We start from the raw sequence: 13,309 nt of genomic DNA, 5'->3' as shown, positions 1-13,309 counted from the left end.
CGTCTGCCCTTGCCGGACGAGGCGATATCCGAGGAGGTTCGCCCATTCGTCGTGCAGAACCCCTGGGACGATGCGTGGTGGAACCGCCTGCCCGACGACGGCGACGTGCTCTTCGTCGGCACCGGCCTCACCATGGTCGATCAGTGCCTTCGCCTCGCGCGAAGCGGTTTTCGTGGCACGATGCATGCCGTTTCCCGTCACGGCCTCCTACCGCAAGCGCATCTCGCGCACCGGGCCGACCCGCTGGCGCCGGTGCTCCAAAGCGGTGAGGTCAGCACGATGCTTGCGACGCTTCGCGCGGCTGCGACAGCCATGCCCGATTGGCGCGCCGTCATGGATGGTATCCGCCCGGTAACGCAAGACCTCTGGAAAGGCTGGACGCCGGAGCAGCAGCGCCGGTTCCTGCGCCACGCCGCGCCGTTCTGGAATGTCCATCGCCACCGCATGGCGCCCGCCGTCGCCGCCGAAATCGCGGCGCTGCGTGAGACCGGGCGGCTCGTCGTGCAGCGCGGCCGGTTACAGGCGCTGCATAGACAGGGTGATGGCGTGATCGCCTCCGTCCAAGGCCGACTGTTGTCGGTGGCCATGGTGGTCAATTGCACCGGTTTCGAACGATGTACGGTCTCGGCCTCGCCGCTTTTGTCCAGCCTTGCCGCCGAAGGGATCGTCGCGTCCCACCCAATCGGCCTCGGTATTGCAGTCGACGAGCATTCCGCGGTGCCCACGTCCGAGGGACGGCTTTATGCCATGGGCCCGCTCACCGCCGGGCGCCACTTCGAGATCACCGCCGTTCCTGATATCCGTGTGCAGGCCCGTTCGGTCGCCGGACGCATCGCCACCGAGATCGCCAGGTCATGATCTCGCAGAAATCCAAATATGCCCTGCGGGCGCTTCTGGCGCTGGCGCGTGTCGCGCCGGGTGAGACGATGCGCATCGCCGCGATTGCCGCACGGGAAACGATCCCGAAAAAATTCCTGGAGCAGATCCTGCTGGATCTGAAGCGGGCGGGCTTCGTCGCCAGCCGCCGGGGCAAACATGGCGGTTATCTCCTGCTGCGCAGCCCGGAGGAAATCGTCTTCGGCGATGTGCTGCGCCTGATGGAGGGGCCGTTCGTGCCGCTCGGCTGCCTGTCGCGCGGCGGACATCGCCCCTGCACCGATTGCCGCGACCGGGCGCTTTGCGCGGTGCGGCGGGTCTTCGCGAAAGTCGCGGCCGCCGCCGATGAAATCCTCGACGGCACGACGCTGTCCGACCTGCTTGCCGATCCCAAAGGAGGCTCCGCCGGTGCGACGGATGCCGGTATGGGAATTGCGCGTTCAATTAGTCTAGTAAAAATGTAGAAAATATCTGAAACTGCGCTATCATACCGTTCGGCTTCCACGGCGAAAGGAAGGGACTCCAATGTTCTTCGACAGAGGCATGCGGGAAGACGCAGCATGGCCGGCGGGGGTGCCGGCGTTGAAGATCGCGATCATCGGGGCCGGCCCGTCCGGTCTCGCCACGGCGATTGCGTTGATGAAGCGCCTGCACCGGCCTTTCGAGGCCTGGCTTGTCGACGCCGAGGATGCGCCGGGCGCCTTCGGCAATGGCGCGGCCGGCCTTGTGCCGACCACCGAGCCGGCGCGCGACCTCTCGGTCGTGCCCGAGCGCCCCGACGATTTCGCCGACTGGCTGAAGACCAACTGGCTCGCCGGCGGCACCGTCACCACACTTTGCCGCCCGCAGGACCTGCACGCGCCGCGCGCGCTGTTCCGCGATTATGTCATGGCGCGCTTCGGCGAGGTGCTGGCGCTGCGCAAGGATGTGCGCATCCGCACCTTCCGCGGCCATGTCCGCCATGTCGATGCCGGTGGCGCCGCGCCGCGGCTTATCTTCCGCGACGGCGAATGCGCCGATTTCGACCATGTCTTCGTCGCGACCGGTTTTGGTAGCGCACAGCGCGAGGCCGCCTCGTGGCAGGCGGCGCACAGTGCGGCCGAGCGCCTGTCCGGCCTGGAAAACCCGCCGCCGCTGACGCTTGTCGGCAACGGCCCGCGACTTGCCGCCATCCTGCTCCACCTTCGCGCTGGTGGCTACGAAGGCGAAATCCACATCGCCGCGGCGAGCGGCCGCCTGCCGCAACCGCATGCCCGCCCGCATAGCGGTGTCGCCTTTGGCGAACCGCCGGCAAGCCGCTCGTTGCAGGAGGCGTTCCGCTATGTACGGCGCGAATGTAGAAGCGCGGAGGCGCGCGAGGGCGGCCAATGGCAGGCCGTGGTCGACGCCGCGTCCGCCCGTCTTGCCGTCGTCTGGCGCAATCTGCCCCAGGCCGAGCGCAACCGCTACCGCCGCCATTTGCTGCGCCTGCATCGCCACTTCTCCATCCGTCTCGCGCCCGACGTCCACCGCCGCCTTGCCGCCGAAATCGAGACGGGCCGCACGCGCTTCGTCTCGCCCCGTGCTCCGAAATCCGCCGACGAGACCGTCATCGACTGCCGCGAGGTGCCGTCCGCCCGCGCGCTTGCCGGCCTCCTGTCCCGCGATGCGGCGGCGCTGAGCATCGATGACGGCGGCCGCCTCGCCCATCATGGCGCGCTCGTGCCGGCGATTTCCGTGGTCGGCGCAATCGCTTCCAGCCTGCGGCCGGGGCCGTTCACCTTCGCCGAAACCGTGCGCCAGGCCTATCGCGCCGTGCTCGCGACCGCCCCGCACGGCCTTGCCCGAACCTCCGAGCGCTGAAAAAAGTTTGGGGTAGAGGACAAAATCGGGCATTTTCGGCGGATGCATTTTGCGCGCCGCCCGCCGTTTGCGAGATGAACCGTGCGCGACCTGAGGGTAATAGCAGGTCTTCCATTGCGCCGTTTCGGTCTGTTTGGAACCGGTTTTGCAAACTTTCCGGGCATTGTTGACTAACTCTACTAATTCAATAGGGTTTTGGTCGGGACAAGCATCCAGGAGGTTGAGATGTCGATTTTGGTAAAACGGGTGGGGGTATTGCTCCTGAGTGTCGGGCTTGCGCTCGGCAGTGCAACGGCAACGCTGGCGGAGACGACGCTTCTGAACGTCTCCTACGATCCGACGCGTGAGCTGTACAAGGATTACAACGAGGCCTTCGCAAAACATTGGAAGGCCGAGACCGGCGAGGACGTCACGATCCAGCAGTCGCACGGCGGCTCGGGCAAGCAGGCCCGCGCGGTCATCGACGGGCTCGAAGCCGATGTCGTGACGCTCGCTCTGGAAAGCGATATCAACGCCATCGTCTCGAAGACCGGCAAGATCGCCAAGGACTGGCGCACGCGCCTCCCGAACAATTCGGCGCCTTACACCTCGACCATCGTCTTCCTGGTGCGCAAGGGCAACCCGAAGGGCATCAAGAACTGGGGCGATCTGGTGAAGGGCGACGTGCAAATCGTAACCCCGAACCCGAAGACCTCCGGCGGCGCCCGCTGGAACTATCTCGCAGCCTGGGCCTGGGCGAACCAGGAATTCGGCGGCGATCAGGACAAGATCAAGGCTTACATCGCCGAACTCTACAAGCGCGCGCCGGTTCTCGACACGGGTGCCCGCGGTTCGCTGACCACCTTTGCCCAGCGCCAGATCGGCGACGTGCTGCTCGCCTGGGAAAACGAAGCTTACCTGGCCGGTGCCGAATTCGGTGCCGACTCCTTCGATATTGTCGCGCCGCCGATCTCGATCCTCGCCGAGCCGCCGGTCGCCGTCGTTGACGGCAATGTCGATGCCAAGGGCACGCGCAAGCAGGCGGAAGCCTACCTGAGCTATCTCTATTCCGAGGAAGGCCAGAACATCGCGGCAAAGCACTTCTACCGTCCCTCGAAACGGGAACTGGTAAAGCCCGAGTTGCTGCAACAGCTTCCCGATATTAAGCTGGTGACGATAGACGACCCGATCTTCGGCGGCTGGGCCAAGGCACAGCCCGAGCACTTCGGCGACGGTGGCGTCTTCGACCAGATCTACAAGCCGGGGAACTAAGTCCTTTGACGACATCTGCTGCTGCCTCCGGGCGGTGGCGACTGAGACAGCCGAGTGTCATTCCGGGTTTCGGACTGACGCTCGGCTTTTCGCTCGCTTACCTGACCCTCATCATCCTGATCCCGCTCGCCGGCCTCGTCTGGCGCTCCGCCTCGCTCACGGGTGCGGAGTTTCTGGCCATCCTCTCCGACGAGCGCACCATCAAGGCGCTCGAAGTGTCCTTCGGCACGGCCTTCGTCGCCGCGCTGATCAATGTGGTCTTCGGCGTGCTCGTCGCCTGGGTCATCGTGCGCTACGAGTTCCCCGGCCGCCGCATCGTCGATGCGATCGTCGATCTGCCCTTCGCGCTGCCGACCGCCGTCGCCGGCATCGCGCTCGCCGCCCTCTATGCGCCAAACGGCTGGGTCGGTTCGATCCTCAACCTCGTCGGCATCAAGGCCGCCTTCAACCCGACCGGCATCGTCATCGCGCTGATCTTCATCGGCCTGCCCTTCGTGGTGCGCACGGTGCAGCCGATCATGGAGGAGATCGACCGCGAGGTGGAGGAGGCGGCAGCGACGCTGGGTGCCAACCGCTTCCAGACCATCCGCCGCGTGCTGCTGCCGGGTCTCGCCCCCGCCATCCTCACCGGTTTCGCGCTCGCCTTCGCCCGCGGCGTGGGCGAATATGGCTCGGTCATCTTCATCGCCGGCAACATTCCCTATGTCTCGGAAATCGCGCCGCTCCTCATCGTCATCCGGCTGGAAGAGTTCAGCTACGGTGCGGCCACGGCCATCGCCACGATCATGCTGGCGCTGTCTTTCACCATGCTGCTGGTGATCAACCTGATCCAGGCATGGAACCGCAGGAGGTACGGACATGGCGCGTAAGACCCTGCGCTCGCCAACGACGGAGGCCCCGCTGGCGCGCTACGTGCTGATGGCGACGGCCCTCCTGTTCCTGGCGCTCTTCCTCATCCTGCCGCTCGCCGCCGTCTTTATCGAGGCCTTCCGCAAGGGGCCGGGCGAGTTCTTCGCCTCGCTTGGCGATCCCGATACGCTGGCCGCCATTCGGCTGACGCTGCTGGTCGCTGGCATAGCTGTGCCGCTCAACCTCGTCTTCGGCGTGGCGGCGGCCTGGGCCATCGCCAAGTTCGAGTTCAAGGGCAAGGCGTTTCTGACGACGCTGATCGACCTGCCGTTCTCGGTCTCGCCGGTCATTTCCGGCCTGGTCTATGTGCTGCTGTTCGGCGCAGGCAGCGTGCTCGGTCCCTGGCTGAAGAGCCACGGCATCGAAATCCTCTTCGCCGTTCCGGGCATCGTGCTCGCCACAGTCTTCGTGACCTTTCCCTTCGTCGCGCGCGAACTGATCCCGCTGATGCAGGAGCAGGGCACGGGTGACGAGGAGGCAGCCCTGTCGCTCGGCGCAAGCGGCTGGCAGACCTTCTGGTACGTGACGCTGCCCAATATCAAATGGGGCCTGCTCTATGGCGTGCTGCTCTGCAATGCGCGTGCCATGGGTGAATTTGGCGCGGTCTCGGTAGTCTCGGGCCATATCCGCGGCCTCACCAATACGATGCCGCTGCATGTCGAGATCCTCTACAACGAGTACAATTTCGTCGCCGCCTTCGCGGTGGCCTCATTGCTCGCCGCGCTCGCGCTCGTCACGCTCGTCGTCAAGACGGCCCTCGAACTTCACTACGGCGCGGAAATCGCGGCCGGCCGCAAGCATTGAAAGGCACGCCCTCTATGGACGTCAGTGTAAAAAACATTCGCAAGGAATTCGATCGATACCCGGCCTTGAACGACGTGTCGCTCGATATCCGCTCCGGGGAACTGATCGCGCTTCTCGGCCCCTCGGGTTCCGGCAAGACAACGCTGCTGCGCCTCATCGCCGGCTTGGAGACGCCGACACTCGGCAGCATCTATTTCGGCTCCGAGGATGCCTCGCACCGCACGGTGCAGGAGCGTCACGTCGGCTTCGTCTTCCAGCACTACGCGCTGTTCCGCCACATGACCGTCGCCGACAACATCGCCTTCGGCCTGACGGTGCGCCCGCGCGGCGAGCGCCCGCCGAAGGCCGAAATTCAGCGCCGCGTCAGCGAGTTGCTTGAGATGGTGCAGCTTTCGGGCCTCGAAAAGCGCTATCCCAACCAGCTCTCCGGCGGCCAGCGCCAGCGCGTGGCGCTCGCCCGCGCTATGGCGATCGAGCCGAAGGTTCTGTTGCTCGACGAGCCTTTCGGCGCGCTCGACGCCAAGGTGCGCAAGGAGCTGCGCCGCTGGCTGCGCGAATTCCATGATCGCACCGGCCACACGACGGTCTTCGTGACGCATGACCAGGAAGAGGCGCTGGAGCTTGCCGACCGCGTGGTCGTCATGAGCCAGGGCAAGATCGAGCAGGTCGGCTCGTCGGATGACGTCTACGACCGGCCGAATTCGCCCTTCGTCTTCTCCTTCATCGGCGACAGCGCCAGCCTGCCGGTCAGCATTTCAGATGGTGCCGTGCGCTTCCAGGACGAGCCGATCGGTATCGCCGCGCATGGCGGCGATATCACCTCCGGCGAAGGCACGCTGTTCTTCCGCCCGCAGGATGTCGTGCTCGTTTCCGACCCGGGAACACCGGCGCTGGAAGGCCGCGTTTCCACCTCGCGGCGCCTTGCGGGCACCCGCATTGCCGATATCGATATCGGCACGCCCGGCGATCCGCATCATGTGGAGATCGAGGTGCCGCTCGACGCGCAGGCCTCGACCGGGACGGTGCTTCGCTTCCGCCCGACCCGCTGGAAGACATTCTCGGCATGAAACGAAAAAGGCCGGCGGTGACGCCGGCCTTTTTGTCTGCGCTCAACCAGACGCCTTGTCGACTCCGCCGGAGACGAGGCGGCCCTTGTGGAAGGTCGCCGTGCGCGGGGAAACGCGGGCGACCGCTTCGGCCGTGCAGCTCGCCTCCGCCAGCGAGAATCCGGCCTCATCGCCAACCTTCGGCCAGGCGCGGTTGCCGTCCTTGTCGAGCGGCAGCACGCCGCCGGTCGAAATGGCCAGCGACCGGGACAGCTGGTACTCGTCCGACCCGCGATAGAGCTGCGCGTAGAGACAGGCCTTTTCCAGCATGTCGCCGCTGCCGAAGGGCGACCAATGGTCGATCACGCTGTCGGTGCCGGTCATGACGAAGACGCCTTTTTCGGCGAGCTTCGGCAGCGGCATCATCAGGTCGCCGATCGGCACCGTCGAGGCGATGGTCATGCCGTTCGCTGAAAGCCGGCCGGCCGGCCGTTTCTTCCAGCTGTTCAGGCGAAAGCACGGTCAGCGCGAAGGCATGGCTGATGGTCACCTTGCCTTTCAGCGCCGGGGTCTTCTCGACCGTATCGATCATGTAGTCGATCGCGGCAACGCCCGCCGGGCTCGTCTCATGCAGGTGGATATCGACGCCCTTGCCAGCGTCAAGCGCGATCTGGAACATCGCGTCGAGCGATTTTTCCATGGCGCCGTCGACATTGGTCGGGTCGAGCCCGCCGACATAGTCGACACCCATCTGCATGGCCTCGCGCATCAGGCCGTCGACCTTGGAATGCAACAGGCCGTGCTGCGGGAAGGCGACGATCTCGCAGACGAAATCTTGCCTGTGCCTTTCCAGCGCGATCTTCAGGTGTTCGAGGCTCTTCAGCCCGCTTACCGGATCGATGTTGCAGTGGCTGCGGGCGACCGTGCTGCCCTTGGATTGCAGGAGAGCGATGAGACCTTCCGCACGCTCGACGGAGGTCGGCAGCAGCTGCGGCAGGAGTTTTTCCTCCAGCGCGATCATGTCCATGATCGTCTTGCCCTGGCGCGGACGCGGCGCCCGCCACGGGCCGCCGTAGAAGGTTTTGTCGAGATGGATATGCATGTCGCGCATGGTCGGCAGCGCGAGCCGACCGTTCGCCCGATAGATCGGCAGACCGGCGGGAAGGGCGCTGCCGGCGGCATGCAGCGCGGCGATCCTGCCGTACTTGATTTCGAGCGCGTAAAGCGCCGTGCGGGTGGCGACGATGACGTCGCCGTCCTTTTCGAAGCCTTCCTCGAGCCTGACATCGGCCAGCAGGTAGGGACTGTCCTTGAGTGCTGTCACGGTTTTCCCCCTCCCGCAGTCTTTTATTGCGCCGCGGCGTGGCCGCCCGTGCCGGCAAGTCCCCATTGTAGTCGATGCAGACCCGCTCCGACAGGCACCGGCCGCGTCGGAAACGCGGCCGGCTGTTTTGCTTAGAAGCTGACGGCGCGGTCGCCGTCTTCGTCCTGGATGCGGGTCGGCAGACCCATGCCGTTCAGGAGGTTGATGAAGGGCTTCGGCGGCAGTTCCTCGACATTCGCCATCTTCTTCACGTCCCACGCGCCGGTTGCGACGAGCATCGCGGCAGCGACGGGGGGAACGCCGGCGGTGTAGGAAATGCCCTGCGAGCCGACTTCCTCATAGGCTTCCTTGTGGTCGGCCACGTTGTAGATGAAGACGGTCTTTTCCTTGCCGTCCTTAAAACCCTTCACATAGTCGCCGATGCAGGTCTTGCCTTCATAGCCGGGTGCGAGCGATGCCGGATCGGGCAGCACGGCCTTGACCACCTTGAGCGGCACGACGTCCTGGCCTTCGGCCGTCTTGACCGGCTGCTCGGAGAGCAGGCCGAGGTTCTTCAGGACGGTGAAGACGTTGATGTAGTGATCGCCGAAACCCATCCAGAAACGGACGTTGGCGCCGTCCATGTTCTTGGCCAGCGAGTGCACCTCGTCATGGCCGCAGAGATAGGCGCGGCGCGTGCCGACGACCGGCAGGTCGTAGTCCTTGCCGATTTCGAACATCTTGTTCGTTTGCCATTCGCCGTTCTGCCAGGAGTAGACGACGCCGGTGAACTCGCGGAAATTGATTTCCGGGTCGAAGTTCGTGGCGAAGTACTTGCCGTGGCTGCCGGCATTGATGTCGACGATATCGACGTCCGTCACCTTGTCGAGATATTCGTCCTTGGCGAGCTTGGCATAGGCGTTGACCACACCCGGATCGAAGCCGGCGCCGAGGATGGCGGTGATGCCCTTCTCTTCGCATTCGGCGGCACGCTTCCACTCGTAATTCCCGTACCACGGCGGGGTCTCGCAGATCTTGCCCGGCTCTTCGTGGATCGCCGTGTCGATATAGGCGACGCCCGTATCCATGCAGGCGCGCAGCACCGACATGTTCAGGAAAGCAGTGCCGACATTGATGACGATCTGAGACTTGGTGGCGGTGATGAGCGCCTTGGTGGCTTCGATATCGAGCGCGTCGAGCGCATGGCCTTCCAGCAGACCTGGCTGCTTCAGCGCCTTCTTCTCATGGACCGACGCGATGATCTTGTCGCACTTGGCCTTGGTGCGCGAGGCGACGTGGATGTCGCCGAGCACGTCGTTGTTCTGGGCGCATTTGTGCGCGACGACCTGTGCGACGCCGCCGGCGCCGATGATGAGCACGTTCTTCTTCATGTCGGGGGATATCTCCTTCTAACCCGGTACAGCCTCAGGAGAGGCTTTCTTCATAGTTCGCGTAGGTGAATTCGCGGACCGTTCTGATGGTGCCGTCCAGTTCGCGGATGGCGATCGCCGGCATTTTCACGCCGTTGAACCAGTTCTTCTTGACCATGGTGTAGCCGGCCGCATCCTGGATGGAGATGCGGTCGCCGACCTTCAATTGGTTCTCGAAATTGAACTCGCCGAAGATATCGCCGGCGAGGCAGGATTTGCCGCAGACCATGGTGCGGTGCGGCCCCGTGTTCGGGGAAATCTTGGCCTTCTCTCGGTAGATCAGGAGATCGAGCATATGCGCCTCGATCGATGCATCGACGATGGCGAGGTTCTTGCCGTTGTCGAGCAGGTCGAGCACCGTCACCTCCAGCGTGGTGGATTTGGTGATCGAAGCCTCGCCCGGCTCGAGATAGACCTGCACGCCGTAGTGGCCGGAGAAACGCTTCAGCCGCTCGGCGAATTTTTCCAGCGGATAGTTCTCGCCTGTGAAGTGGATGCCGCCGCCGAGGCTCACCCATTCGGCCTTTTTCAAGAGCGGCGCGAACTTCTCCTCGATCGTCCCGAGCATGCGGTCGAACAGGTCGAAATCGCCGTTTTCGCAGTTGTTGTGGATCATGAAACCGGAGATGCGGTCCATCACCGGCTCGACCTTTTTCACATCCCATTCGCCGAGCCGTGAGAAGGGGCGGGCGGGGTCGGCGAGGTCGAAGGTCGAGGAGGAAATGCCCGGATTGAGCCGCAGGCCGCGCACGATGCCAGAGGCCTTGTCGGCGAAGCGATCGAGCTGACTGACCGAGTTGAAGATGATCTTGTCGGCGTGGCTGACGACCTCATCGATCTCGTAATCCGCATAGGCGACGGAATAGGCATGCGTCTCCTTGCCGAAGCGCTCGTGGCCGAGGCGCACCTCGTTGAGCGAGGAGGAGGTGGTGCCGTCCATATAGTCGCGCATGAAATCGAAGACCGACCAGGTGGCGAAGCACTTCAACGCCAGAAGCGCCTTGGCGCCGGAGAGTTCGCGAAGACGCGCGATCTTCTCCATGTTGGCGAGAAGCCTCGACTTGTCGATCAGGTAATAGGGTGTGGTCAGGGACATCGGGCACCTGTCTGCTGCGGTGGAACGGTCCCCGGCGAAAAGGCCGGCAACGCGATAGGAACGCGGGTGAGGGGAGGCGTTAACCGCCCGCTCCGCGTGGTTCAAAAAGGGGAAAGGCCGCTGTTACGGTATCGTCGTGCGGACACGGCGATGTGACAGCGCTTTGGCGCTGTTACCCCGGTCGCGATAACGCTCAAGGAAGAGATTGGGCAGGCGCGGTGTCTTCACCGGACGGCGCAACGGCGCAGCCAGCCTGACGGCGTAAAAGCCAGAGCGGGCCGCAAGGGCGCGCATCGAGTAGCGTTCTTCCGTTCGGGGGGCATCCGAGCCCATCCCCGATTGGAAGAGGGTTTGCCAAGACATGGCGTCCTCCCCAACCAGCAGATGAAACCTGCATTCAATGGGGCGCTCCCTAGCATGGTGCGGTCGTGCATTTCAATGCATCTCTTCCACGGTTTTGTGCATGAACAGCCCGATTCTAGGATTTGAACTGTTCTTCGTAAGCCGCGACGTGCTCCAGGAAGAGTTCCTCATAGAGTTCGTGATCGATGCCAAGAATGGTGACTGCGATTTCCCCCAAGTCCTCCAGATAGTCTTCTATGTACATCCCGCCAACTGACGGGATGGGAACGCCAGCCAGTCGAGCGTTTAGGGTGTCGGGAGCCTTCGAATACTCGATCGAATAGGCTGGTGTCGGGGTCATCTCGCCACATGCGACACCCATCGGCGGATCTCCGAGTTCAAAAGACGTGGTGCCGATAAGGGTGTCGCCAGCGTAGATTTCAAATTCTCTCACCATGATCCACATCGCGAATATTCGTCTTGAGCTGGAACCCTATGGAAAAATGGGGTCGCCGGATACGGCGACCCTCGCGTGTTTCTTCAAGGGGGCGAGAAATTTCACATTTCGCCCTTGCACCTCTAGTCACTAGAGGTCGTAGAACCATGTCATGAGACTGAAGAGGATTGTGCGATGGCTGATGTGAAAGAGACCCGGTTCCGCGTGGAGGGCATGGATTGCGCCTCCTGCGCCAGCAAGATCGATACGGCCGTGCGCCGCATGCCCGGTGTATCCGACGTTTCCGTTTCGGTGACGGCGGGCACGATGCGCGTGCAGCACGATGCGGAAAGCGATCTGGAGGCGATCCGCAGGAAGGCCTCCGGGCTCGGCTATGTGGTGACGCCGGCCGGTGCGGTCGCGGAAAAGCCGACTGGCAAACAGGAGCACGGCCCGAATTGCAATCATGACCACGGTCATAGCCAAGATCATAATCACGCCGGGCATGACCATGATGCACCGAAGGCGGCGGCCATCGAAGGCCTGCATGGCCATGACCATGGCTCGTCGGAGGGGCCTTGGTGGAAGGGCAAGAAGGGGCGGCTGACCATTCTCGCCGGTGCCGCGCTCGTCGTCGCCTACGCGGTGGGCCATCTCTTTCCTGAAATCGAAACCTATGCTTTCATCGTCGCCATGGTCGTCGGCCTGTTGCCGATCGCGCGCCGTGCCGTCATGGCGGCGCTGGCCGGCACGCCGTTCTCCATCGAAATGCTGATGACCATCGCCGCCGTCGGCGCCGTCGTCATCAATGCGACGGAGGAGGCGGCGATGGTCGTCTTCCTCTTCCTTGTCGGCGAACTGCTGGAGGGTGTCGCGGCCGGCAGGGCGCGCGACAGCATCCGCTCGCTTTCCACGCTGGTGCCGAAGACGGCGCTGCTCGATGAGGACGGCCGCACGAAGGAGGTGCCGGCCGAGACGCTCGCGGTCGGCGCCGTCATCCTCGTGCGCCCCGGGGACCGCATTTCCGCCGATGGCACGATCATCGAGGGCGAAAGCGCCATCGACGAAGCGCCGGTGACGGGCGAGAGCACGCCGGTGCGCAAGGAAGTCGGCGATACGGTCTTTGCCGGCACGGTCAATGGCGATGCGGCGTTGCGCGTGCGCGTCACGGCGGCTGCGGCCGACAACACGATTGCCCGCGTCATCAAGCTGGTCGAGGAAGCCCAGGAATCCAAGGCGCCGACCGAGCGCTTCATCGACCGCTTCTCGAAATATTACACGCCTGGCGTGGTCGTCGTCGCGGCCCTCGTTGCGATCCTCCCGCCGCTGTTCTTCGGCGGCATTTGGAGCGAGTGGGTCTACAAGGGCCTTGCGGTGCTGCTGATCGGCTGCCCCTGCGCGCTGGTCATCTCGACGCCGGCGGCAATAGCCGCTTCACTCTCTGCCGGCGCCCGCCGCGGCCTGCTGATGAAGGGCGGCGCGGTGCTGGAAGGCCTCGGCAAGCTCACGGCCATCGCCTTCGACAAGACCGGCACGCTGACCGAAGGCAAGCCCAAGGTCACCGATGTCGTCGCCTTCTCGGCGCCGGCCGAAGAGGTGCTGCGCCTCTCCGCAGCACTCGAAGCCGGCTCCAGCCACCCGTTGGCGCTTGCCATCCTCGCAAAGGCTGCCGAAGACGGCATCGTGGCCCCGGTCGCCACCGGTTCGCGGGCGCTGGGCGGCAAGGGCGTGACGGCCACCGTCGAGGGCAAGGAAATCTTCCTCGCCTCGCCGAAGGCCGCCGCCGAGCGTGTCGCCTTGTCAGCCGAAATTCAGGCTTCCGTAACCGCGCTCAACGACGACGGCAAGACCGTCTCCCTGCTGATCGTCGATGGCGTGCTGGCCGGCGCCATCGCGATGCGCGACGAACCGCGTGCGGATGCCGCCGCCGGCCTCAAGGCCCTCCGGGATCTTGGCATCAAGACCGTCATGCTG

At 64.1% G+C, this 13,309-nt stretch carries 14 protein-coding genes; 8 read left to right on the top strand and 6 right to left on the bottom strand.

What is annotated here, in order from left to right; translation table 11 throughout:
• From ACOZKU_RS04390 to ACOZKU_RS04360, 7 genes are all read left to right on the top strand, one after another.
• On the top strand, positions 1–858 hold an 858-nt coding region (locus tag ACOZKU_RS04390; protein ID WP_421577831.1), incomplete at its 5' end, for an FAD/NAD(P)-binding protein.
• Positions 855–1,340: an RrF2 family transcriptional regulator gene (locus ACOZKU_RS04385; RefSeq protein WP_421577830.1), complete on the top strand. Its 486-nt coding sequence runs from the start codon at positions 855–857 to the stop codon at positions 1,338–1,340. The genes ACOZKU_RS04390 and ACOZKU_RS04385, both read left to right, overlap by 4 nt.
• Positions 1,341–1,401: 61 nt before the next feature.
• Positions 1,402–2,718 (top strand): FAD/NAD(P)-binding protein, encoded by a 1,317-nt coding sequence (locus ACOZKU_RS04380; protein WP_421577829.1) that lies wholly within the window; start codon positions 1,402–1,404, stop codon positions 2,716–2,718.
• 225 nt (positions 2,719–2,943) lie between these two features.
• Positions 2,944–3,969: a sulfate ABC transporter substrate-binding protein gene (locus ACOZKU_RS04375; RefSeq protein ID WP_421577828.1), complete on the top strand. Its 1,026-nt coding sequence runs from the start codon at positions 2,944–2,946 to the stop codon at positions 3,967–3,969.
• A 5-nt stretch (positions 3,970–3,974) separates the two neighbouring features.
• Complete coding sequence (cysT, locus tag ACOZKU_RS04370) at positions 3,975–4,838, top strand: sulfate ABC transporter permease subunit CysT (RefSeq protein ID WP_421577827.1); 864 nt, start codon at positions 3,975–3,977, stop codon at positions 4,836–4,838.
• A complete protein-coding gene (cysW, locus tag ACOZKU_RS04365) occupies positions 4,828–5,682 on the top strand; it encodes a sulfate ABC transporter permease subunit CysW (RefSeq protein ID WP_421577826.1) in 855 nt (284 codons plus the stop codon). The genes cysT and cysW overlap by 11 nt, the downstream gene beginning before the upstream one ends.
• Before the next feature lie 14 nt (positions 5,683–5,696).
• On the top strand, positions 5,697–6,749 hold the full coding sequence (locus ACOZKU_RS04360) for a sulfate/molybdate ABC transporter ATP-binding protein (protein ID WP_421577825.1): 1,053 nt from the start codon (positions 5,697–5,699) through the stop codon (positions 6,747–6,749).
• 42 nt (positions 6,750–6,791) lie between these two features.
• Here ACOZKU_RS04360 and ACOZKU_RS04355 read toward each other — a convergent pair whose 3' ends face one another.
• From ACOZKU_RS04355 to ACOZKU_RS04330, 6 genes are all read right to left on the bottom strand, one after another.
• On the bottom strand, positions 6,792–6,968 hold the full coding sequence (locus ACOZKU_RS04355) for a hypothetical protein (protein WP_421577824.1): 177 nt from the start codon (positions 6,966–6,968) through the stop codon (positions 6,792–6,794).
• Positions 6,916–8,052, bottom strand: coding sequence for a hypothetical protein (locus tag ACOZKU_RS04350; protein ID WP_421577823.1), 1,137 nt, complete (start codon positions 8,050–8,052; stop codon positions 6,916–6,918). Before ACOZKU_RS04350 ends, ACOZKU_RS04355 begins: the two co-directional genes overlap by 53 nt.
• A 131-nt stretch (positions 8,053–8,183) precedes the next feature.
• Positions 8,184–9,422, bottom strand: coding sequence for a saccharopine dehydrogenase family protein (locus ACOZKU_RS04345; RefSeq protein WP_421577822.1), 1,239 nt, complete (start codon positions 9,420–9,422; stop codon positions 8,184–8,186).
• A 34-nt stretch (positions 9,423–9,456) separates the two neighbouring features.
• Positions 9,457–10,557 carry a carboxynorspermidine decarboxylase gene (locus ACOZKU_RS04340; RefSeq protein WP_421577821.1) on the bottom strand — a complete coding sequence of 367 codons (1,101 nt, stop codon included), beginning with the start codon at positions 10,555–10,557 and terminating at the stop codon, positions 9,457–9,459.
• Positions 10,558–10,680: 123 nt separating this feature from the next.
• Entirely contained in the window at positions 10,681–10,920 is a 240-nt protein-coding gene (locus ACOZKU_RS04335) for a hypothetical protein (protein WP_147324540.1), read from the bottom strand.
• A gap of 115 nt (positions 10,921–11,035) precedes the next feature.
• A complete protein-coding gene (locus tag ACOZKU_RS04330) occupies positions 11,036–11,365 on the bottom strand; it encodes a hypothetical protein (RefSeq protein WP_421577820.1) in 330 nt (109 codons plus the stop codon).
• 165 nt (positions 11,366–11,530) lie between these two features.
• Here ACOZKU_RS04330 and ACOZKU_RS04325 point away from each other — a divergent pair.
• A partial coding sequence (locus ACOZKU_RS04325) for a heavy metal translocating P-type ATPase (RefSeq protein WP_421577819.1) occupies positions 11,531–13,309 on the top strand: 1,779 nt, incomplete at its 3' end.

The sequence above is a fragment of the Shinella sp. M31 genome, assembly GCF_049199205.1.
Classification (GTDB): domain Bacteria; phylum Pseudomonadota; class Alphaproteobacteria; order Rhizobiales; family Rhizobiaceae; genus Shinella.
The sequence above is the reverse complement of the archived record's forward strand: the minus strand, read 5'-3'. Positions and strand labels throughout refer to the sequence as shown.

What these genes read in the sequence shown, in the direction of transcription:
- ACOZKU_RS04360 (WP_421577825.1), top strand. Translation starts at nt 5,697, where the DNA reads ATGGACGTCAGTGTAAAAAACATTCGCAAGGAATTCGATCGATACCCG.
- ACOZKU_RS04345 (WP_421577822.1), bottom strand. Translation starts at nt 9,422, where the DNA reads ATGAAGAAGAACGTGCTCATCATCGGCGCCGGCGGCGTCGCACAGGTC.
- ACOZKU_RS04385 (WP_421577830.1), top strand. Translation starts at nt 855, where the DNA reads ATGATCTCGCAGAAATCCAAATATGCCCTGCGGGCGCTTCTGGCGCTG.
- ACOZKU_RS04330 (WP_421577820.1), bottom strand. Translation starts at nt 11,365, where the DNA reads ATGTGGATCATGGTGAGAGAATTTGAAATCTACGCTGGCGACACCCTT.
- ACOZKU_RS04380 (WP_421577829.1), top strand. Translation starts at nt 1,402, where the DNA reads ATGTTCTTCGACAGAGGCATGCGGGAAGACGCAGCATGGCCGGCGGGG.
- cysW (WP_421577826.1), top strand. Translation starts at nt 4,828, where the DNA reads ATGGCGCGTAAGACCCTGCGCTCGCCAACGACGGAGGCCCCGCTGGCG.
- ACOZKU_RS04375 (WP_421577828.1), top strand. Translation starts at nt 2,944, where the DNA reads ATGTCGATTTTGGTAAAACGGGTGGGGGTATTGCTCCTGAGTGTCGGG.
- ACOZKU_RS04340 (WP_421577821.1), bottom strand. Translation starts at nt 10,557, where the DNA reads ATGTCCCTGACCACACCCTATTACCTGATCGACAAGTCGAGGCTTCTC.
- ACOZKU_RS04335 (WP_147324540.1), bottom strand. Translation starts at nt 10,920, where the DNA reads ATGTCTTGGCAAACCCTCTTCCAATCGGGGATGGGCTCGGATGCCCCC.